This is a genomic window from Nocardia sp. NBC_00508 (assembly GCF_036346875.1).
Lineage (GTDB): Bacteria > Actinomycetota > Actinomycetes > Mycobacteriales > Mycobacteriaceae > Nocardia.
Genome location: NZ_CP107852.1, coordinates 3,333,829 through 3,354,698, shown reverse-complemented (window position 1 = coordinate 3,354,698; position 20,870 = coordinate 3,333,829). Strand labels below are relative to the sequence as shown.

Below are 20,870 nucleotides of genomic sequence, written 5' to 3'. Positions count from 1 at the left end.
GAATCCCCCGCGCGGGGGGCGCGAACCCCCCATGCGAGTGATGACGAATTTTTGCTCAGTGCTGCTGTTGCCCAGCCAGCTGCTGCGCGATCACCCCTTGCAGCCGTTGCAGGCCGCCGACGGTGACGCCGCTCTGGAGCTGTCCCTCGATGGTGCGCACCAGCATCGAGTCGCTGAGCACCTTCTCGCTGGACTGGATCAGCACGGTTCCCGCGCCGGTGAAGTCGAACTGGCGTTCCTCACCGGAGTCGACACCGAAGGCCGCAGCGCCTGCGGCCAGGAAGTTGGTAACCCACCGCTGGTCGTAGTGGTGGCTCGGCGAGGGGCAGTCCGCCCACCCGACCAGTGATTCCGGGTCCACGCGCAGCGGCGGCTCGGCGAACATGACCGGCCCGTTGGACGAGGCGAGGAACTTGCCGGTGCCGATGAGGGTGAGGAACCCGGGCACGATGGACTGGTTCAGCGACAGACCCGGCTCGAACGCCAGCAGATTCGCCGCCCGGATGGTCAGGTTGCCGTTGTCCTCGAGGTCATAGGAATTGATGTCGTAGCCGCGGTCGCCGATGATCAGCTTGCCGTGTCCCTCCGCGACGACGTAGTCGCCGGTGAACAGTGGCGCGGAGAACTGCTGCGACACCATGTGCAGCAGACCGCCCTGCAGGCCGTGCGTGAGCATCTGGAACCGCATCTCGCCGTAGTAGGCGATCATCGCGCCCTTGCGCATGAACCACGGCTTGTTCAGGTCGATGCAGTAGGCGTAGCTGTTTCCCGGGATGTTGTCGCTCTCACCGAGATTCATGGGGTTGAGGATCTGGGACATGCTCACAACTTCTCTTCGGAGGCCTGCACATAGACGACGCCCTGGCCGACGCAGTGCAACTGCATCGCCTCGCCGGAACCGCGGCCGACAGCGTCCCGCCAGCTCAGCGCGGTCTTCAGCTCGGTTTGCACATTGCCGTATGCGGCGACGAAGGCTTGCGGGTCGACCACGATCGGATTCGGGCCGCCCACTTGCAGTTCCAGGAACCCGCCGTGCGCGAGCAGTACCGCCGCGCCGTGCCCGGACAGTTGGGTGGTGAACATGCCTTGGCCGGTCAACGCGCCCGATGCGGCGCCGCGCAGCGCGCCCATCAGGCCACCGCCTCCGCCTCCGCCTCCCGAACTCATCACGGACACCACCGAACTCTGCAGCCCGGCGGTATTGGCCAGTAGTCGCGAAGCCTCGACGCGCAGGGCCGCGCCCGGCTGCAGGTGCACCACATGCGCCTCCAGCCCCGCGAATCCGTAGTGCACCTGGCCGGTGCCCTGCGCCAACATGGTGCGCTCGTGCTCGCCCGCCATCGCGCGCCCGGCCAGCCGCATCACACCGCCCATGCCGCCCATCCCCTGGCCACCCGGAATCTGGTGCGGCGCAAAGGAAACATCGCCGGTATAGAACAGCATCGCGCCGTTGCGCGCGACCACACCGCCCGCCATCCCTACGTCGACCTTGACGACCTTGCCGTTGACCTTCTCGAACATCGCTGGTTCCTACCGTTCCGCCGGCTGGATCAAAACCACGCCCTGACCGTCCCAGCGCAGCGAGAACGCCTCGCCCGCGTCCTGGCCGACGAAACTGCGCCAGGACACGTCGGTGATGAAGGACTGGTTGAGGTTGCCGCGCGCGGCGACGAACGCGTCCGGGTCCACCACCAGCGGATACTGCGGCGACACCTCCAGGTGAATGAGCGGCCCGCCCGCCGAGAGCAGCGCGACCTGACCCTGGCCGGAGACGGTCGTGGTGAACAGGCCCTGTCCGGTGGACGCGCCGCGCACGCCGGCGAAACGCACGTCGGTGCGGAGGTTCCCGGCGAAGGCGAGTAGCTGTTGTGACTCCACTTGCAGCGTCTCGTTGTTCAGGTTGACCACGGTGACATGCTGTCCGTTGACCGCGAAGAAAACCCGGCCGTTGCCGGAGCACTCCATCAGCGACAGCTTCTCGCCGGTCGCCCGCCGTTTGAGCCCGGCGAGCACGCCGTCGCCTCCGCCGAAGCCGGCCGACTTGAACTGCACATTTCCTTCGTAGGCGATCATCGAGCCGGAAATCGCCCGGAGGCTGGTTCCGGCGAGGTGGGCTTCGACCACCTTCTTCGATTGCTCGAACAGTTGCGCCATGGAGTGTTTGCCTGCTGTCTCGATCGGGAACACGGTGTGATTGCCGTATTCCAAGTGCGTGCGGTCACCCTAACCGATGCCGCAACGCGTGTCGGGGGTAGCGCGCCCGCTCAGTACGAGCGGTGCCGAGCGCGTTTCTCGTAGAGTGTCAGGCGTACGCACCGACAAGCGAAGGGTCGAACTTGTCCGCAACACTCGCCAAGGGCCAGAACGGTCCGCTGGCCACCAACGACGTGGTGATTTCCGTCCAGCTCACGACGCCGGCGGATCTGTCGGCACTATTGGTCACCGAGCGGGGCAAGGTCCGTTCCGACGCCGACTTCGTCTTCTTCAACCAGCCGACCGGCCCCGGCGTGAACTTGCAGCCCGCGCCTGCCGGACAGCCCGCGTCGCTGGCGGTGTCGTTGAACGCGGTGCCCGCCGACATCGAGCAGATCCGCGCGGTGATCACGCTGGACGACGCGAACAGCACCTTCGGCCAGTTCGCCCCCCCGACCGCGGTGGTGTCGGACGGGGCCGGTAATCGCTTGTACGAGTACCGGATCGATGGTCTCAACACCGAGTCGATCGTGATCGCGCTCGAGCTCTACCGTCGCCAGGGTGCATGGAAGGTCCGCGCGGTCGGACAGGGCTACGCCGGTGGATTCGCCGCGCTGGTCACCGACCACGGCGTCAGCGTCGACGACGCGCCCGCCCAGCCCGCGCAGGCTCCGCAACCGGCGCAAGCTCCGCAACCGGCGCAGGCTCCGCCGCCGCCCCCACAGCAGCCGCCGAACTACCCGCCGCCGACCACCCCGGCCTACCCGACTCAGCAGCAGGCGCCGCAGTACGCGCCGCCCGGTTCGTATCCGCCGCCGCCGGGTCCCGGCTACCCGCCGCAGGGCGCGCCGGGCTACCCGCCGCCCGGCCCGGGCTACCCTCCTCCGCCCGGTCCGGGTCAGCCGCCTGCCCAGCCCGCGCCGCCTCAGCAGCAGCCGCAGCAGCCTCCGGCCGAAGTCAGCTTGAGCAAGGACCGGCCGGTCAGCCTGGTGAAGGGACAGCGGGTCACGCTCCGCAAGGAAGGTGCCGCGCTGACCTTCGTCAAGATGGGTCTCGGCTGGGATCCGGTGCGCAGCCGCGGCATGTTCGGCAACCGCACGGTCGACATCGACCTCGACGCCTCGGTCATCATGTTCGCCGACATGAACCCGGTGGATGTCGCCTATTACGGCCAGCTGACCTCCAAGGACGGCTCGATCCGTCACCAGGGCGACAACCTCACCGGCGAGGGCGCGGGTGACGACGAGATGATCCTGGTCGACCTGACTCGCATTCCCGCGCACGTGACCACGCTGGTATTCATCGTGACCTCCTACAAGGGCCACACCTTCGAGCAGGTGCAGAATGCGTTCTGCCGCTTGGTCGACGGCGCCAACAACGGCGAATTGGCCAGGTATACGCTGGCGGGCGGCATGCCGTTCACCGCCATGGCGATGTCCAAGCTGTACCGGGTGGGCAACGATTGGAAATTGCAAGCGCTCGGCGAGGGCTTCCAGGCCAAACACCCAGGTGAGGCGGTGCCGCAGCTCGGCCGGTTCCTCGTCAACGGTTGATCAGCGGCACGAACAACAGGTCAGAGATCGTGATTCAACTGCAGGCCGGTCAGAACATTCCGTTGACCGGTGAGGTCCTTCGTTTCAGTGCGAAAGCCGAGGCTGCCCTCGATGTTTCCGCGCTGGTGGTCGCCGAGAACCTGAAGGTGTTCTCCAGCGACGATTTCGTCTTCTACAACCAGCCCGCCACGGCTGGTGTCGCCTTGGGCGCCGACGGGGTGACGATCACGCTCGCCGAAGTGCGTCCCGACGCCAAGGCGGTGTTGTTGGTGGTGAGTGCCGACCCCGCCGCGCCTCCGAGCGGCGACGGGCTCGGAGCGGTGACGGCGACACTGTCCGAGAACGACAGTGTCACCGCCGCATTCGTGTCGGCGGCAACGTCCGGCGAGACGGCGCTGATCTGTCTCGAGGTGTACCGGCGCGGCCCGGCCTGGAAGCTGCGCGCTGTCGGCCAGGGCTACGCGGGCGGACTGGCCGTGCTGCTCACCGGGCACGGCGTGGACATCGACGGTGAGCCCGCACAGCCGAGCCAGGCCACGCAGCCCGAGGCGCAGACCGTGGTCGACCCGTTGGCGGGTGATGCGCGGGCCGCTGCCGCCGGTGCGCCGCTGGAAGTCGGGCACGGGCTGGAACGGCTGTGGATGGTATTCGAAGACGCCGCGCGGTCGGCCGCCGCGCTCGTTTCGGCGCGCGAATATGCGGCCAAGCGTTTGGATCACGAGCTGTCGCTTGCTGTTTCCGATCCCGCGACCAGGAACACTCCGGCGGCCGAGGAGGCGCGCCGCGCCGCGCAGCAGCGTAGCGACGAGTTGATCGCCACCGCCGAGCACAACCATCAGCGCGATGCCGAACAGCTGATGCGCGAACTCGCCGAAGCCGACCGGGCGCTACCGCCCGCGCTGGCATCCTGGGACTCGCCCACCTGGGACAAGCCGGTCGCGCCGAGCGACGGCATCCGGCTCGGCGAGCTCTACGCTCTCGATCGGGGTCCGTTGCGTATCCCGTATTGCGTGCCCGTGCCGCTGAATCGGCCGCTGTGGATCGATACCGAATCGACCCGCGCTGTCGCACCCGTGGTGGGCGCGTTGCTCGCGCGTCTGCTCGCCACGGATCCGCAGCGGCGGGCGCTGGTCGACATCATCGACCTCACCGGCGCGTTCGGCGGCTTCGCCGACCTGCTCGCCCCGGTGCTGAACGGACCGCCGATCACTGATCACGCCGATATCTCGCCGCGATTGCAGGCGCTGGTCGACACCGCCGAGCTCGCCGAATTGGCCTACTCGAGTGGCTCTTTCACACCACCGACAGAGCACCGGCTCCTGCTGGCGGCGGATTTTCCGCATGGCTACCAGAGCTCGGACGCGCAGCGCATCGGTGCGCTGATCGCGCGCGGCGACTTGATCGGCTTGTCCACGGTGATCGTCGGCGCCAACGAATCCGATTCGGCCGACAGCATCGTGGCGATGCTGTCGCAGTCGTGCAGGCACTTGCCTACCGTCGGTGGCACTCCGCTGTTCGATCCGTGGACCGGCAGCGCGTGGCAGCTGGATCTCGATATGCTGCCGCAGGAGCCGGGGCGGCAGGCGCGCTTTCTGCGCACGCAATAAGCGCTGGACGCGTGGGCTGATCGCGCCGGAGCGGTCAGCCGCGTGCCACCGCCACCCCCGGCCGCAGCGGCTCGGGCAGCCAGGGCAAGAGGGGATCGGGCATCCGGTCCACGATCCCGCCGGGAGGGTCGTCGACGTAGTCGCGGCGCACCAAGTCCTCCTCCGGACGGTAGATCTCGCGCACGATCAGGGCGCACAGCCCCACCACCGCGAGGTCCCGCAGCGCCACCGTGCCGGTGAACCACTGCTCGGGCAGTCCCTTGCGGTCCAGGCCGAGGTAGTAGAACATGCGCGGCACCCAGACCAGCGCGTCGATGGTCATCCAGGCCAGCAGGATGCGCCGGTGCGGCAGCGCGAGCACGGCGATCGGCACCAGCCACAGCGAATACTGCGGGCTCCATACCTTGTTCGTCAGCAGGAAGGCGGCGACCACCAGGAAGCACAGCTGTGCCAGCCGCGGCCGTCGCGGCGCGGTGAGGCCGATATAGCCGATCAGCGCGCACGCCACGACGAACGCGATCAGGGAGACCGCGTTCAAGATGACCGGCTGCTCCCCGTGGCTGAGCACGCCGTCGAATCCGGGCCAGCCGGTGAACGAGGAGATCACGTTGTAAATCGAGTCCGGATCGGCATGCCTGGTGGTGTTGAGCCGGAAGAACTCTCGCCATCCGTTCGGGTAGAGCGCGGCGATCGGCAGGTTCACCGCCAGCCAGGTGGCCAATGCCGCGGACACCGTGACCGACGCGGCGCTGAGCGGACGGGCACTGAGGACTTGCACGCGGTAGGGCGTCTCACGCACCCAGGCCAGCAACGCCGACCAGCCGTCCACATCGCGTATCCGCAGGCCGAGGTGGGTGCGTGGGGTCCGCTGCATCGTCTCGGTGCGCAGGCACAGCACGACGATGGGGCCGAGCAGCAGCAGCGGATACAGCTTGGCGGCGCCGCCGAGACCGAGCAGGACGCCGGCGAGCACGGGTTTGCGCCGGGCCCAAGCGAGCAGACCGGTAGCGGCGAAAGCCGTCGCGAGGGCATCGAAATTGGTGAACGCGTGCACGATCACCAACGGCGAGCAGGCGACCAGCGCCGCGTCCCAGATCCGGCGACCGGCCAGCAGCGCCGACGCCCAGATGGTGACCAGCCAGGCCATCGCCAGTCCGAACGCGACGACATTGAAGTAGATCACCACCTGCAGCGCGCCGGGTAGCGGCGCGGCGTCCCAGCTCTTGGCGATCCGCATCGCGAAGTACTGGTACAGACCCGAAAGCACCGGGTACTCCATGTACCGAATCTCCCGGCCGCCGTCAGGGGCCTGTTCGATCCAATACTTCTTGTACGGGAAGGCACCCTCGTTCAGTCGTTCCGCGCCGTAGAGCGGCACGGTGTCCGAGTAGCACATGGCCACGTATTGGCGGCCGTTGTTCCAGTCGAGGGTCAGCTCGCCGTCCGAGCCGGTGGTTTGCTGGATGCAGCCCGCTTTGCCGAACCAGCCGAGTGCGAGGAAGACGACGGCGAAGGCCAGGAGCACTCGCATCGGCGTCCAGAACCGCACCCGCCCGATCAGGGCGTGATCGCCGACCGGCCCGCCGATGACCGTGGACAGCTGGGCGGTGAGCGAATCGTTGCGGCTCGGTCGGTCGCGCGCATCCGCCGAGCGGAGATCCGGTGCGAGCGGGGCGGGCGCGGAATAGTACGCCCCGCCGGACCCGGCCCGGTCGGATAGCGGCGGCCTCCCGTTCGTCCGTGGCTCCACCAGCTGCTGATCGGTCACGGAACCCGAGGCTACCGGCCCCGGGGCGCTCCGGTCGTCCCCGCGTCGTTGCCGTTCCCGTTGTTGCCTGCGCGTGGTGCGCCGGTGGCCGTGGGGGACGAACCGTCGGTGGGTGCGACCGGCTGGCCGGGAAGCGGACCCGAGTCCTGCTCACGCTGCTGCTGTGAACGCGGCTGCTGCGGTGCGGGCTGGACGCCGGGGACCGGGAGGACGAGGCCGGGGAAAACCTCAATCTGCGTCGGCGCGACGACGACCGGCGGCAGCAGCGGCGAATCGACGGCAGACGGCGGGGTGTAGGGCGCCGACCATTCGGGGACACCGGCCTGGCCCTTGATCGGGGCGGGTTTCGGGAAGGCTTCGTTCGTGGTGCCCTTCAGCGCGCCATCCATCGTGGACTTCCAGATATCCGACGGCAGGCCGGAGCCGTAGATCATGCCGCCACTGGCGTTGCGCAGCGGGTCGCCCTGCTCGGTGCCCACCCAGACCGCGGTCGCCAACGACGGGGTGTAACCGACCATCCAGGCGTCCTTGTTCTCGCCTGTGTCGCCCAGCTGTGCGGTACCGGTCTTGGACGCCGATTCGCGACCGCCGGCCAAGCCATGGTTGCGCGAATAGCCCGCGATGGGCTTCATCGCGGCGGTGACGTTGTCGGCGACCGCCGCCGAGACGCGCTGCTCGCCGGCCACCTCACCGCGGTCGAGCAGGACCTGGCCGTCGGCGGTCACCACCTTCGACACGAAATGCGGTGCGTGGTAAATGCCGGAGGCCGCCAAAGTCGCATAGGCGGAAGCCATGTCGAGCGGCCGAGCCTGGTACTGACCGAGCACGATGCCGTTGTTCGGGCCGGAGCCGTCCGGCTCGCTGAGCGTCTGGCCCACGCCGGGGATGGTGTCCGGGATACCGAGCTTGTGGCCCATGGCGGCGATCTTCTGCGGGCCGTTCTGCATGTCCAGCTGCATACGGTAGAAGCTGGTGTTCAGCGACCGCTTCAGCGCCTCGGCGATGGTGCACGTGCCGCACTGCTCGCCTTCCACGTTGGTGATCTTGATGCCGTTCACGGTGATCGGCGAGCTGTCGTACATCTGCGACAGCGGGACCCCCTGCTCCAGGTTCGCCGCGAGGCCGATGACCTTGAACGAGGAACCGGTCTGCAAGCCCGCGTTGGCGAAGTCGTAGCCCTGGCCGTCGTTGCCGCCGTAGTAGGCGCGCACCGCGCCGGTGCGCGGATCCACCGAGACGGCGGCGGTGCGCAAGTTCTCCGGCTCGCCGTCCATGTTCTTCGTTACCGCGTCGATGGCCGCCTGCTGCGCCTTCGGGTCGATCGTGGTGGTGATCTGCAGACCGGCAGTGTTCAGCTGCTGCTCGCTGATGCCCGCCGCGGCGAGCTCCCTGAGCACCTGCGTCTTGATCAAGCCCTCTGGCCCGGAGTCCCCTTCCTTGTCCCTGGTGGACGCCAGGGAGACCACCTGCGGGTACTGCAGGCCCTGCCGCTCCGTCGCGGGCAGGTTGCCGCTGGAGACCATGCCGTCGAGCACGTAACCCCAGCGGGTCTTCGCACCCTCCGGATTCTTCTCCGGGTCCAGGCTGGACGGCAGCTGGATGGTGGCGGCGAGCACCGCGCCCTCGGCGACGGTGAGTTCCTGTACCGGCTTGTCGAAATAAGCCTTGGCGGCGGCATCGATGCCGTAGGCGCCACGACCGAAGTAGATGGTGTTCAGGTAGGCGGCGAGGATCTCGTCCTTGCTCCACTGGCGCGCCATCTTGGCCGAGATGACCAGCTCGCGCATCTTGCGGGTCAGCGAGCGCTCGTCACCGACCAGCGCGTTCTTCACGTACTGCTGGGTGATCGTCGAGCCACCGCCCGCGCTTTCCTTGCCGAGGACGTTGTCCCTGGCCGCTCGCGCGAAGCCGGAGATCGAGAAGCCGGGGTTGGTGTAGAAGTCCCGGTCCTCGGCCGCCATCACCGCGTTGCGCACGTGCGGCGGAATCTGCTCGATCGTGACGTCGCTCCGGTTGCCTTCCGGCGGAACGACTTTGCTGACCACCGTGCTGCCGTCGGCGGCGAAGATGGTCGCGACCTGGTTGGTCTTCAGGTCGCCCGGCTGCGGCACCGACACCGTGGTGTACGCGGCCAGGAAGATGCCGCTCGGCACCAGGATGGCCAGCGCGACGAGGACGTAGAGGGTCCGGCGGACGATGCGCCAGGGCGACTTCTTCTGCTGTGCGGGCCGACGCCTGCCCGGCCCGTCGGAGCCGTCGCCGCTACCGCTGCCTCGGCGCGGTGGCGGGCCGGATGGCGGGCCACCTGCGGTTTGCCTGCGCTCACCGGTGGTGGGGCCGGCTCCGGGAACGCGACGGCCGTCGCGATCGACGGCCGGACGCTGGCCGGTGATCGGACGGGGACCGGTGGCGGGACCGCGCCGGTTCCGCTCGGCCCCCGCCTCGGTCGGCGAGCCGGGGCGCTGGATCTTTTGGGTTGCCTGGGGGCCGGGGGCGCCACCATCGGGCACGCCGCGATTCGGCTGCGGCGGGCGCCCCGGCTGGGGGGGACGGCCCTGCTGGACCGGGCGCCCCGGTGGCGGGGGTCCGGGACGGCGCGGCGGCTGCGGGCCGCGCGGCTCGCCCGGGAGCGGGGCGCCGGGCCGCGGACCGGGCGCAGGGCCGGGCCGGGCGCCCGGCGTGCCCGGGCCCCCTCCTGGGGGCCCGGGACGGGGATTCTGGTACGGGTTGGGTGGAGGTGAACTGCGTTGCGGACGGCTGCCTTGTGGTTCATCGCCGTAGGGGGAAGTCTCGTAGGGCGAATTCACTGACAAGATCTCCATAACTCGTAGCGGTCCGGGTGGCTATCAGCGGTGCTCACCGCGGCGAACGCAGATTGGCTCCGCGAGTCACCCGACGGGCAGATGACCAGGCATTTCATTCGGCCGCGGTGCGCCGGTTCGCGCGTGTCCCGGTGCGGCGGCGCGGTGGTGCCGGCGCGGAGCCGAGCACATACGACTGCACCAGATGATTCCAGCTGCAGGTCCGGCATACCTCGACGACATGAACCGAGAACTCCTCGCGGGTCTCGGCGAGGCGCGTGAGCTCCTCGGGTGTGCGAGCCGATCCGGCGACGGGTCCGAGGCCGTCGCCGAAGACCCAGGATACGAGAGTCAGCTGTTCTTTCCGGCAGATGGGGCATGTGACCTCGCTCCCCCGGCCGTGGAACTTCGCCGCACGCAAGAGATAAGGATTCGCATCACACACCTCGGCGACATCGACACGGCCCGCATAGACGTCAGCCAGCAGCGACCGGCGCCGGAGGGCGTAGTCGACCACTTGCCGCTGAATTCGCACGAGAACCAGAGTAGCGGTGTTGCCATCGGGCCGCCCCGGGCTGGGCGGATTGGCCGGTCGGCGATCCGTGCGCGGACGCCGACTACCACTCCAACCCACATATCGCTCGAGACTGTGCACAGTTATATCGCTCCGATATAGTGGAAAGTCGCATCCATCGGTTAGGTCTGGACCACAGTCAGGGGGTGAAGCCCGTGCTCGAACTGGCAATTCTCGGGCTGCTCCTCGAATCGCCCATGCACGGTTACGAGCTGCGCAAGCGGCTGACCGGCCTGCTCGGGGCGTTTCGTGCCTTCTCCTACGGATCGCTCTATCCGACGCTGCGCCGCATGCAGGCGGACGGATTGATCGCCGAGGAGATCCCCGCGGGCGCGACGACACGCCGTGCGCGACGGGTTTACCAACTGACCCCGGCCGGGCGGGAGCGGTTCAACGAACTGCTCGCCGACACCGGACCGCAGAACTACACCGACGACGGCTTCGGCGTTCACCTCGCCTTCTTCAGCCGCACTCCCGCGGAGGCGCGGATGCGGATCCTGGAGGGCAGGCGGCGTCAGGTCGAGGAGCGCCGAGAGGGGCTCCGGGAGGCGATCAAGAGGGCCAGCGGGTCCTTGGATCGCTATACCCGGCAACTCCATCAACTCGGGCTCGAATCAAGCGAGCGCGAAGTGCGCTGGCTCAACGAGTTGATTGCGGCGGAGCAATCGACGAAGGCGGCACCACAGAAAGAGGGAAATATCGGCCATGAGTGACGTCAAAAAGGCTGACAATGCCACAGAAGTTCGCGTCGCCATCGTAGGTGTGGGCAACTGCGCCTCATCGCTGGTCCAGGGCGTGCAGTACTACAAGGACGCGGACGAGTCCTCGACCGTTCCCGGGCTGATGCACGTGAAGTTCGGGCAATACCACGTCCGCGACGTCAAGTTCGTCGCCGCGTTCGACGTGGACGCGAAGAAGGTCGGCTTCGATCTGGCCGAGGCGATCTTCGCCAGCGAGAACAACACGATCAAGATCTCCGACGTGCCACCGAGCGACGTCGTCGTGCAGCGCGGCCCCACCCTGGACGGCATCGGCAAGTACTACGCGGAGACCATCGAGTTGTCCGAGGCCGAGCCGGTCGACGTGGTGCGCGTGCTGAAGGACAACAAGGTCGACGTGCTGGTGTCCTACCTGCCGGTGGGCTCGGAGGAAGCCGACAAGTTCTACGCGCAGTGCGCCATCGACGCGGGTGTCGCGTTCGTGAACGCCCTGCCGGTGTTCATCGCCTCCGACCCGGTGTGGGCGGAGAAGTTCACCAAAGCCGGTGTGCCGATCGTCGGTGACGACATCAAGAGCCAGGTCGGCGCGACCATCACACACCGCGTGATGGCCAAGCTGTTCGAGGATCGCGGTGTGCAGCTCGACCGCACCATGCAGCTCAACGTCGGCGGCAACATGGACTTCAAGAACATGCTCGAGCGCGAGCGCCTGGAGTCCAAGAAGATCTCCAAGACCCAGGCCGTCACCAGCAACCTGAAGAAGGAGCTCGGCGCCAACGACGTGCACATCGGCCCGTCCGACCACGTCGGCTGGCTCGACGACCGCAAGTGGGCCTACGTTCGCCTGGAGGGCCGCGCCTTCGGCGACGTGCCGCTGAACCTGGAGTACAAGCTCGAGGTGTGGGACTCGCCGAACTCGGCGGGCATCATCATCGACGCGGTGCGCGCGGCGAAGATCGCCAAGGACCGCGGCATCGGCGGACCGGTCATCCCGGCCTCGGCCTACCTGATGAAGTCCCCGCCCAAGCAACTCGCCGACGACATCGCACGCACCCAGCTCGAGGCATTCATCATCGGCGCGGAGTGACGTGCAGCCGGGCCGTGCATCGGATCGCATGAGTCACCCGGAAAGGTGAGTCGTCGGCGCTCGGTCGGTTTCGAGCGAAGCGAGACCGAGCATTGCCCGTTCGTGGCCCGGCTCGCGTCCGAGCGGCCGCCGCGTCCGCGACGAAGTCGCCAGCGGCGGTCGCTCGGACGCGAGCCATAAGGGGGCCGCGAACACGCAGCGCCGCAGGCGCTGCAAATTAGACAGAGCCGCGAACACGCAGCGCCGCAGGCGCTGCAAATCGACACAGCTAGTCCAGCGAGACGTAGACCTCCACGGAGGCCGGGCCGGTGTAGCGCTCGACCTCGGCGGTGTGGGAGCGGGTGATGGTTCCCGCGTTCTCCGCCTTCGCGACCTGGGCCCATGCGGTGCGTAGCAGGTCGTAGGGCTTGTCTGCCACGACGAACTTGGCGTAGCGGCCCTGCGGGATGATGGTGAGCACGTCGCCCGGGTCCAAGTTGTCGAGCGCGGCGAGTTCGTAGCCGAGCACCGCGACGGCATGGTCGTTCTGGCCGATGTAGGCGGCCACCCTTGGCACGCTCTTCTCCCGCGCCAGATACCGGTCCCAGGTGAAGTTGACCAGGTCGAGGTCGCGCGCGGTCACCTCGCGACCGGCGAGTGGCACGGTGAGGCCCGCGACCATGCTCTGCTCCAATGTGACGATCTCGAAATCCACTGTCTGTTCCTACTCGTTGACCTGATCGTCCGCCAATGCCACGAAGACTTCCGCCGTGCGGGCATCGGGATAGTGCTCCCAGTCGCCGGTATAGGCGCGCACGAGGCGCCCTGCGGCCTCCGCGTCCCACACCGCGCGCCAAATGCTCACAATGGTGTCGCCGAGGTTGTCGCCGCTGGCGATGAACCGGGCGAACCGTCCGGCGGGCACCCGGGCGAGCACGTCACCGGGCAGCAGATCGGCCAGGCTGTGACAGCGGTAGCCGACGATATGGGTCAGGTACGAATTGATCTCCGGCGCATGGTCGACGTATGCCGTGGTCGGCGGGCCGGGCAGCTTGCGAGCCAGGTTGCGTTTCCACGCCTCTTCGACTTTCGCGCGGCGCGGTCCCTCGACCGCGAGCGCGGGGCTGCGAAGCACCGTTCCCGCCACCAGCGTCTCGGGTTGGTCAACGACATTGAAATCCACCGGCGTAGCCCCTATGTCTCGTCTGTCTCCAATTGGCGTCGCTCCCGGTGCCCTCCGTGGTGACGCAGGCTACCGCCTCCGGGCCCACCGCTCGCCGCGCTGTCGTCGCTCGAGCGCTTATCCTTCCGCATCGTTTGCGCGGTTCCGGCGTCGGCCCGTTCCGACGCACTCGCTGTTCGCTCTCACTCTGGCAAACGATGCTGCCATGTCATCCGTTCCACCGGGCCACGGAAGGTCACAGCATCATCGCTATCCCGGAACCGGAATGCTCAGTCCCGGAAAAATCTCGACCTCCCTGGGCGGCTGTGTGGTTGGCGGGATGACGACGGCGGGTTCGCGCTCGGGCGACTGCTGCGGTGGATTCAGGATGTCGTAGGCGCCGCCGGGGGGCTTGCTCTGGTTCGGCTGTCCCGAGGTACCGGGGAATGGCTCGACCGGGGTGCCGTCGAGTGCGTCGTCCATGACCTGTTTCCAGATGTCGGCGGGCAGGCCGGAGCCATAGATGTCGGCGCCGCGGGCGGTGCGAATCGGCTGCGACCGCTCGGTGCCGATCCATACCGCCGTGGACAGCGAAGGAGTGAACCCGATCATCCACGCGTCCTTGTTCGCGTCGGTCTCGCCGAGTTGGGTGGTACCGGTTTTGGCGGCCGAAGGCCGGTTGTCCTGCAGCGCGTGCCCATTGGAGTAGGCCGCGATCGGAGTCATCGCCTGGACGGTGCGCTGCGCGATCGTCTGTGAGACGCGCTGCTGCCCCGCCGGCATTTGCTTGCCGACCCGCTGGTCCGGATCGCCGCCGCGATCGAGCAGCACCCGCCCGTCACCGGCCACCACCCGCTGCACGAAGTACGGCTGGTGGTAGGCGCCCGCCGCCCCGATGGTGGCGTAGGCCGAGGCCATGTCGATGGGCCGAACCAGATACTGGCCGAGAACGATGCCGTTGAGCGGCTTTCCGCCGTCCTCGGTCAGCGTCTTGCCTGCGACGCCGGGCATCTCTTCGGGGATGCCCGCCGCGTGCGCCGCGTCGGCGATGGCCTGAGGACCGTCGAACATCGACATGGTCAACCGGTAGAAGCTGGTGTTCAGCGAGCGCTTCAACGCCTCGGCCATGGTGCACTTGCCACACGACTCGCCGTCCACGTTGGTGATCCGGGTCCGGTTGTCGGTCACCGGAGAGCTGTCCAGTACACGCGACAGCGGAATGCTCTGCTGCTGTGCGGCGATCACCGCGAAGACCTTGAACGCCGACCCGGTCTGCAACGGCGCCTGAGCGAAGTCGAAGCCGATGCCGTCGTGCCCACCGAAGTAGGCGCGCACCGCGCCGGAGCGCGGATCGATCGACACCACCGCCGCGCGCAGTTCCGGTGGCTGGGCACCGAGCCGATCACGCACCGCGCCGAGCACCGCCTGCTGTGTCTTGGCGTCGATGGTGGTGGTGATCTGTAGTGCGCCGGTGTTCAATTCGCGTTCGCTGATGCCGGAGGCGCGCAGCTCCCGCACCACCTGGTTGCGGATCAAACCCTCCGGACCGCGGGTCACGTTGTCGTCGGGGACCTCGGAGATCGGGATGATCGACGGAAACATCGTCGCGTCGCGATCACCCGGCGCCAGCACCCCCATCTCCACCATGCCGTCGAGCACGTAGCGCCAGCGCGCCTTCAGGTCCGCGAGATGGGTTTCCGGGTCCAGGATCGACGGCGTCCTGATCAGCGCGGCCAGCACGGCACCTTCGGCAAGGGTCAGCTGGTTCACCTGCTTGTCGAAGTATGCCCCGGCCGCCGCCGCGATCCCGTAGGACCCGCGGCCGTAATAGATGGTGTTGAGATAGGCGGCGAGGATATCGTCCTTGCTCCACTGCCGGGCCATCTTCGCCGCGATGACCAGCTCGCGCAGCTTGCGCGTGACCGTGCGCTCGGAGCCGAGGAACGCGTTCTTCACATACTGCTGGGTGATCGTGGACCCACCGCCCGCGTTGTCGCGCCCGAGCAGGTTGTCACGGACGGCGCGGAGAAAGCCGGAGGTCGAGTAGCCGGGATTGGTGAAGAAGTTGCGGTCCTCCGCGGAAAGCACCGCGTCGCGCACCGGCCGCGGCACCTCCGATAACGGGATCGGTGTCCGATTGCCCTCCGGCGGAACGACCTTCGCGATCACGGTGCGGCCGTCGGACGCGAGGACGGTGGCGATCCGGTTGCCCTGCATCGCGGTCGGGTCCGGTATCTCGGCGCTCCAGTAGGCCAGGACGGACAGCAGCGCGGGCACCACGCCGAACAGGATGAACAGGGCGAGCAGCAGGCGACGGACGCGTTCGGCCCGACTGGGCGGCCGCCGATTGGGATCGGGCGCCGGAGGTGGAGCGGGATGTCCCTGTTTCCGGTGCGCCGCGTTTCGCTCGCGTCCCTTCCGCGCGTTCGGCTTCAGCGCTCGCGTCCGCTGGCCGCGGCCCCCGAACGAGGAATACAGCGCGCGCCGGGGGTTCCTCTTGGCGCCGCGCGTGCGCCCTGGCGGTTTGCGGAACGAGCTCACGATCATCTCCTCCCGGAGTGTCGGACGAACCCCACCTGCACGAACACGATCGGAAAAGAGTATTGAAGAACCGAGTTTACCGTGTCGCTTTACGGCGTCTTCCGCTTCCAGAGCTGACTCGTGCGCGAGATATGGCGAGTGCAACAGCCTCGCGTCCGCGCGACCGCCGACGCCCGTCGAGCTGTCAGAGGATCGGCGAACTCTTGGTTGCCGCGATTACCACGTGCGGCAACCACATCGGCGCTACCACGGGTTTCGAGCGAAGCGAGACCGAGCATTGCCTGTTCGCGGCCCGGCTCGCGCGCGAGTGACTGCCGCGTCCGCGACGAAGTCAGCAAAGCAGGCGCCCAGCCGCTAGCGACGAAGTGCGGCACACCTTTGATGCCGCGGTTGCCGACCCACGCCGCACTCGGCACTACCCCCCTTTTCGAGCGAAGCGAGACCGAGCATCTACCGTTCGCGGCCCGGCTCGCGTCCGAGCGGCCGCCGCGTCCGCGACGAAGTCGCCAGCGGCGGTCGCTCGGACGCGAGCCACAAGGGGGCCGCGAACCCGCCGCGCCCGCGCGGCCAAAAACTCAGCTCTTCACGCCGCCTGCGGTGAGGCCGGAGATGATGCGGCGCTGGAAGAGCAGCACCATGATGACCAGCGGGATGGTGACGATGGTGCCCGCGGCCATGATCGCCGCGTACGGTTGCACCAAGGGGTTGTTGCCGGAGAAGCGGGCGATCGCGACCGTGACGGGTTCGGTCTTGTCGCTGGAAAGCAAACGGGCCAGCAGGTATTCGTTGACCGCCGCGATGAACGCGAGGATCGCGGTGGTGAACACGGCGGGCGCGGCGAGCGGCAGCATGACCAGACGGAAGGCCTGCATCTTGGTCGCGCCGTCGATCCGCGCCGCTTCCTCGAGTTCCCAGGGCAGTTCGGCGAAGAAGGACGCGAGGATGTAGACCGTCATCGGCAGCACGAAAGAGATGTTCGGGATGATCATCGCCTGGTACTCGCCGATCCAGCCGAGGTTGGTGAACAGCTGGAACAGTGGGGTCACCAGCACGACCACGGGGAACATCGAGGCGCTCAGGATCAGTCCGGACACCACGTACTTGCCTCGGAAGGTGAGCCGGGCCAGCGCGTACGCGGCGAACACGCCGATCACCAGCGCGACCACCGTGGTGGCCGCGCCGATGACGACACTGTTCACCAGTGCCTTGCCGAAGTCGTTGCCGCGGCTGGTGTCGAACGCGTTGCGGAAGTTCTCCAACGTGACGTGGGTCGGCCAGGGCGTGTTGTCGAAGGTGTAGTCGGGATCGCGGAACGCGGTGACCGCCATCCAGTAGAACGGTGCGAGCCCCCAGACCAGCACGATCAGGGCACCGAGGTACAACCGGACCGACCCGAGCCGCTTCGTCCACGGAACCGGCTGAGCGGCGGGCCCTTCCGGCTGAGCGGCGGGCTTCTTCGTCGTCTGCACGGACATCAGTGCGCCTCCCGTGTCTGGCGGGACACCTGTCTCATCCGGCCCTCCGCTGCTCTTCCTGGGTGCGAACGGCATTCGCGCCCAGCACCTTCACCAGCACGAACGCCACCGCGAAGATCAAAAGGAAGGTGAGCGTGGACAACGCGGCCGCGCTGTTGGGTCCTTGGCGAACCTGCTCGACCACCAGGATCGACACCGTGCGGGTGGACGGGTTGCCCAGCGTCATGATCGCGGGCAGGTCGTACATGCGCAACGCGTCCATGGTGCGGAACAACACCGCGACCAGCAGGGCCGGCTTCAGCAGCGGGAGCGTGATCTGGGTGAACCGCTGCCAGGCCGACGCGCCGTCGACCCGTGCCGCCTCGTACACGTCGGCCGGGATCACCTGCAGACCGGCGAGCAGCAACAGCGCCATGAACGGCGTGGTCTTCCAGACGTCGGCCGCGATCACCGCGAACCGCGCGGGCCACGCGTCGGAGGTCCACAGGATGTGCGTGCCGAGGACCCGGTTCACCACGCCGTCGTACTGGAACATGAACTCCCACAACCGTGCCGTGACGGCGGTCGGGATGGCCCACGGAATCAGCACGGCCGCGCGCAGCAGCGCCCTGCCGCGGAAGGTCTTGCCCATCACCATGGCCATGCCGAGGCCGAGCGTGAGCTCGAGCGTGACCGTCACGACCGTGAAGAACAGCGTGACCCCGATGGCCAGCCAGAATTGCGAGCCCAGGTTGCCGGTCGGGCAGGACACCATCTCGCCGGTCGCGACCTGACACTGCTGCAACAGCCAATGCGTGTAGTTCGAGAACCCGGCATTGCCGCCTTCGACGAACATGCCGGTCGCCGGGTCGAGCCCGGAGTCCTTCTGGAAGGACATCCACAGTGCCCGGACCACCGGATACCCGATGATGACCGCGAGCGCGAGCAGCACCGGCGTGACGAACAGCCAGGCTTTCCCGGAACGTCGCAGTTCCAACGCTATGGTCGTGGCGATGCCGCGCTTGGCCGGAACGAAATCGTCGTCTTTCGGCGCGATAGTCGCCGTTCCCGAAGGATCCGACACCGTTTCTCTCTCCTGCGGGTTCGTCGGGTCCGTTGCACTCAGCGCTTACGATCCGGCGGTCTCGATGCCCTTCTGCATACCGGTGATCGCGTCATCGACGGACTTGGTTCCGTTCAACGCAGCATAGGCGTTGTCCTGGATGGCCTTGGACACCGCGGGATAGAACGGAGTCACCGGGCGCGGCACCGCGCTGGCGATGGAGTCCTTCAGCGCGGGCAGGTACGGCATCTTCGCGATCAGCGCCGGGTCGTCGTACATCGACGCGCGCACCGAGGGCAGCGCGCCGGAGGCGACGATGTGCTGGGCGTCCTCGCTGATCAGGAAGCGCAGGAAGTCCAGCGCGGTGGCCTTGTTCTTGGAGAACGCGCTGATCGCCGCGTTGTAGCCGCCGAGGGTGGAGGCGCCGACGCCGTTCTCGCCCGGCAGCGGAGCTACCGCGAACTTGTCCTTCACCGCGGAGGCCTCGCCGCCGACGTCACCGAAGGTGGACGGCCAGGACCGCAGGAACAGCAGCTTGCCTTGCGCGAAGGCATTGCTGGACTCCGGCTCCTTGAAGGTGATGGCTTCCTTCGGGATCTCGCCGTTGTTGTACGCGTCGACCATGACTTTCAGTCCGGCGCGCGACTGTGGGCTGTTCACCGTGGGGGTTTTGCCGTCGGAGCCGACGAAGCTGCCGCCGTAGGCGTTGATGACCTCGGCCGCGTTCACGGTCAAGCCTTCGTAGGGCGCGAACTGGCCCGCGTAGCAGCCGATGTTCTGCTCGCGTGCGATCTGGCACTGGGCCAGCATCTCGTTCCAGGTCTTGGGCGGGTTGGGCACCAAGTCCTTGCGGTAGAACAGCAGGCCGCCGTTGGTGTTGCGGGGCGCGGCGTAGAGGGTGTTGTTGTACGTGGCGCTGGCGACCGGCGGGGAGAGCAGCGCGGTGGTGTCGATGGTGAAGGAGTCATTCAGCGGCTGGATCCAGCCCTTGGCGGCGAACTCCGCGGTCCACGGCACGTCCAAGGCGACCACGTCGTAGTTGGACTGTTTGGAGCGCATGTGCTCGACCAAGTCGTCGTACTGCTGCGAGGCGTCGTTCGACTGCTCCTTGAACGTCACCTGTTCGTCGGGGTGGGCGGCGTTCCAGCGCTCGATCAACTGCTTGACCGCGCCGGTCTCGGTGGTGTCCTTGCCCTCGACATAGGTGATCGGGCCGCGTCCGGTGAGGTTCTGGCTGGTCGGGCTGCCGCCGCTGTCGCTGGAACAGGCGCTGGTGAACGTCGCGGTCAGCAGCGCGACCGACGCGGCCGCCACCGCGGCCCGCGGCACGAGCGACAAACGTAGGGCCGACACCTTCTTAACAGCCATCGCAAACACTCCAGGATCGTTCGTGAGCGGCAACACACCCTGCCGGTGCACAAGGCAAGATACATGGTGTCGATCCGGTACGCGGGAGAGTGGCGGGAAGTCCTCATTAGGCTTGGGGTGATGACATCGCCGAACGCGGTTCCCGATCGGATGCTCACCCGCATCGGTGGACTGCTGCGCAAGGCCGAATCCACCGACAACGAACACGAGGCCGAAGCGTTCCTCGCCGCGGCCCAGCGGCTGGCCACGAAGTCCTCCATCGACCTCACGGTGGCCCGGGCGCACATCGCGGGACGCGAGCGCAGGCCGACGCCGGTGCAGCGGATCATTCCGATCGGTGAGCCGGGTAAGCGTGGCCTGCGCACCTACGTCCAATTGTTCGTCGCGATCGCCTCGGCCAACGACGTGCGCTGCGATGTAGCCCGGACGTCGACGCAGGTCTATGCCTACGGCTTCGACTCCGACATCGACACTTGTGCGGCGCTGTACGCCAGCCTGCTGGTGCAGATGGTGCGCGCGTCCGACCAGTACATCAAGTCGGGGGCCTACCGTTCGGCCACCGTGGAGAAGGTCGTCGTGGAGAAGCGCTGGGGACGCCAGACCCGGCGCCGGGTGCAGGTGCCGGTGGCCGGCGTGACGGCACGGCTGAACTTCCAGATGGCGTTCGCGGCGCGGATCAGACGGCGGCTGGCGGAGGTGAAGGCGGAAGTCGAAGCGGAGGTGTTGCCCGAGGACGCCGGTGGGACCGGTACCGCCTTGGCTCTGCGCAATAAAGAGATCGAGCTCACAGACTTCTACTCGCGGACATCAGAGGCGCGCGGCGCGTGGCGGGGGCCGCAGGAGTCGACGGGGCATTCGGCGGCGGCGCGGGCGGCCGGCGATCGCGCGGGCCGGGCCGCGCGGATCGGCACGGCACCGGAACTTCCCGCTGCCCGTGGTCAGTTGGCCCCGCCCGACTCGGGCGGATCGGCGTGAGTGTCGCTGGACGTGCCCAGAGGACA

Annotated in this window: 17 protein-coding genes; 5 read left to right on the top strand and 12 right to left on the bottom strand. The window is 67.7% G+C overall.

Going from position 1 to position 20,870, the window contains the following annotated elements; genetic code table 11:
• Positions 1 to 55: 55 nt before the first annotated feature.
• Genes OHA40_RS14950 through OHA40_RS14940 form a run of 3 tightly spaced genes read right to left on the bottom strand, consistent with a single transcriptional unit; the run spans position 56 to position 2,154 of the window.
• Positions 56 to 820 carry an AIM24 family protein gene (locus OHA40_RS14950; protein WP_330233645.1) on the bottom strand — a complete coding sequence of 255 codons (765 nt, stop codon included), beginning with the start codon at positions 818 to 820 and terminating at the stop codon, positions 56 to 58.
• A 2-nt stretch (positions 821 to 822) separates the two neighbouring features.
• Positions 823 to 1,521 (bottom strand): AIM24 family protein, encoded by a 699-nt coding sequence (locus OHA40_RS14945; protein ID WP_330233644.1) that lies wholly within the window; start codon positions 1,519 to 1,521, stop codon positions 823 to 825.
• A 9-nt stretch (positions 1,522 to 1,530) separates the two neighbouring features.
• Positions 1,531 to 2,154, bottom strand: coding sequence for an AIM24 family protein (locus tag OHA40_RS14940; RefSeq protein WP_330234184.1), 624 nt, complete (start codon positions 2,152 to 2,154; stop codon positions 1,531 to 1,533).
• Positions 2,155 to 2,336: 182 nt separating this feature from the next.
• Between OHA40_RS14940 and OHA40_RS14935 the strand changes: the two genes are divergently transcribed.
• Positions 2,337 to 3,746 carry a TerD family protein gene (locus OHA40_RS14935; protein ID WP_330233643.1) on the top strand — a complete coding sequence of 470 codons (1,410 nt, stop codon included), beginning with the start codon at positions 2,337 to 2,339 and terminating at the stop codon, positions 3,744 to 3,746.
• A 29-nt stretch (positions 3,747 to 3,775) separates the two neighbouring features.
• Complete coding sequence (locus OHA40_RS14930; RefSeq protein WP_330233642.1) at positions 3,776 to 5,353, top strand: TerD family protein; 1,578 nt, start codon at positions 3,776 to 3,778, stop codon at positions 5,351 to 5,353.
• A 34-nt stretch (positions 5,354 to 5,387) separates the two neighbouring features.
• Here the strand turns inward: OHA40_RS14930 and OHA40_RS14925 are convergent, their stop codons facing one another.
• The 3 genes from OHA40_RS14925 to OHA40_RS14915 all read right to left on the bottom strand — a co-directional run bounded on the left by OHA40_RS14925 (position 5,388) and on the right by OHA40_RS14915 (position 10,457).
• Complete coding sequence (locus tag OHA40_RS14925) at positions 5,388 to 7,121, bottom strand: glycosyltransferase family 87 protein (protein ID WP_330233641.1); 1,734 nt, start codon at positions 7,119 to 7,121, stop codon at positions 5,388 to 5,390.
• Between the two features lie 11 nt (positions 7,122 to 7,132).
• Positions 7,133 to 9,319: a transglycosylase domain-containing protein gene (locus tag OHA40_RS14920; RefSeq protein ID WP_330234183.1), complete on the bottom strand. Its 2,187-nt coding sequence runs from the start codon at positions 9,317 to 9,319 to the stop codon at positions 7,133 to 7,135.
• 718 nt (positions 9,320 to 10,037) lie between these two features.
• Positions 10,038 to 10,457: a DUF5318 domain-containing protein gene (locus tag OHA40_RS14915; RefSeq protein WP_169811140.1), complete on the bottom strand. Its 420-nt coding sequence runs from the start codon at positions 10,455 to 10,457 to the stop codon at positions 10,038 to 10,040.
• Positions 10,458 to 10,651: 194 nt separating this feature from the next.
• Here OHA40_RS14915 and OHA40_RS14910 point away from each other — a divergent pair, with 194 nt between their 5' ends.
• Positions 10,652 to 11,209 carry a PadR family transcriptional regulator gene (locus OHA40_RS14910; protein ID WP_330234182.1) on the top strand — a complete coding sequence of 186 codons (558 nt, stop codon included), beginning with the start codon at positions 10,652 to 10,654 and terminating at the stop codon, positions 11,207 to 11,209.
• The gene (locus OHA40_RS14905) at positions 11,202 to 12,302 is read left to right on the top strand and encodes an inositol-3-phosphate synthase (protein ID WP_330233640.1); all 1,101 of its coding nucleotides are present in this window, start codon (positions 11,202 to 11,204) and stop codon (positions 12,300 to 12,302) included. The genes OHA40_RS14910 and OHA40_RS14905 overlap by 8 nt, the downstream gene beginning before the upstream one ends.
• Before the next feature lie 268 nt (positions 12,303 to 12,570).
• On the opposite strand, the gene OHA40_RS14900 is transcribed toward OHA40_RS14905, so the two are convergent.
• From OHA40_RS14900 to OHA40_RS14875, 6 genes are all read right to left on the bottom strand, one after another.
• Positions 12,571 to 12,996 (bottom strand): GyrI-like domain-containing protein, encoded by a 426-nt coding sequence (locus OHA40_RS14900; protein WP_330233639.1) that lies wholly within the window; start codon positions 12,994 to 12,996, stop codon positions 12,571 to 12,573.
• A gap of 9 nt (positions 12,997 to 13,005) precedes the next feature.
• Entirely contained in the window at positions 13,006 to 13,464 is a 459-nt protein-coding gene (locus tag OHA40_RS14895; protein ID WP_330233638.1) for a GyrI-like domain-containing protein, read from the bottom strand.
• Between the two features lie 249 nt (positions 13,465 to 13,713).
• A complete protein-coding gene (locus tag OHA40_RS14890) occupies positions 13,714 to 15,990 on the bottom strand; it encodes a transglycosylase domain-containing protein (RefSeq protein WP_330233637.1) in 2,277 nt (758 codons plus the stop codon).
• A gap of 569 nt (positions 15,991 to 16,559) precedes the next feature.
• Complete coding sequence (locus OHA40_RS14885) at positions 16,560 to 17,459, bottom strand: carbohydrate ABC transporter permease (RefSeq protein WP_330233636.1); 900 nt, start codon at positions 17,457 to 17,459, stop codon at positions 16,560 to 16,562.
• Positions 17,460 to 17,493: 34 nt separating this feature from the next.
• Positions 17,494 to 18,453, bottom strand: coding sequence for a carbohydrate ABC transporter permease (locus tag OHA40_RS14880; RefSeq protein WP_330234181.1), 960 nt, complete (start codon positions 18,451 to 18,453; stop codon positions 17,494 to 17,496).
• Between the two features lie 114 nt (positions 18,454 to 18,567).
• A complete protein-coding gene (locus tag OHA40_RS14875; RefSeq protein WP_330233635.1) occupies positions 18,568 to 19,869 on the bottom strand; it encodes an ABC transporter substrate-binding protein in 1,302 nt (433 codons plus the stop codon).
• 120 nt (positions 19,870 to 19,989) lie between these two features.
• On the opposite strand from OHA40_RS14875, the gene OHA40_RS14870 reads away from it, so the two are divergent.
• A complete protein-coding gene (locus OHA40_RS14870; protein ID WP_330233634.1) occupies positions 19,990 to 20,844 on the top strand; it encodes a DUF2786 domain-containing protein in 855 nt (284 codons plus the stop codon).
• Positions 20,845 to 20,870 lie beyond the last annotated feature (26 nt).

Bases quoted from the DNA above. Each gene is read 5' to 3' on its own strand.
- OHA40_RS14950 (WP_330233645.1), bottom strand. From the start codon at position 820: ATGTCCCAGATCCTCAACCCCATGAATCTCGGTGAGAGCGACAACATC.
- OHA40_RS14890 (WP_330233637.1), bottom strand. From the start codon at position 15,990: ATGATCGTGAGCTCGTTCCGCAAACCGCCAGGGCGCACGCGCGGCGCC.
- OHA40_RS14940 (WP_330234184.1), bottom strand. From the start codon at position 2,154: ATGGCGCAACTGTTCGAGCAATCGAAGAAGGTGGTCGAAGCCCACCTC.
- OHA40_RS14870 (WP_330233634.1), top strand. From the start codon at position 19,990: ATGACATCGCCGAACGCGGTTCCCGATCGGATGCTCACCCGCATCGGT.
- OHA40_RS14885 (WP_330233636.1), bottom strand. From the start codon at position 17,459: ATGTCCGTGCAGACGACGAAGAAGCCCGCCGCTCAGCCGGAAGGGCCC.
- OHA40_RS14905 (WP_330233640.1), top strand. From the start codon at position 11,202: ATGAGTGACGTCAAAAAGGCTGACAATGCCACAGAAGTTCGCGTCGCC.
- OHA40_RS14945 (WP_330233644.1), bottom strand. From the start codon at position 1,521: ATGTTCGAGAAGGTCAACGGCAAGGTCGTCAAGGTCGACGTAGGGATG.
- OHA40_RS14875 (WP_330233635.1), bottom strand. From the start codon at position 19,869: ATGGCTGTTAAGAAGGTGTCGGCCCTACGTTTGTCGCTCGTGCCGCGG.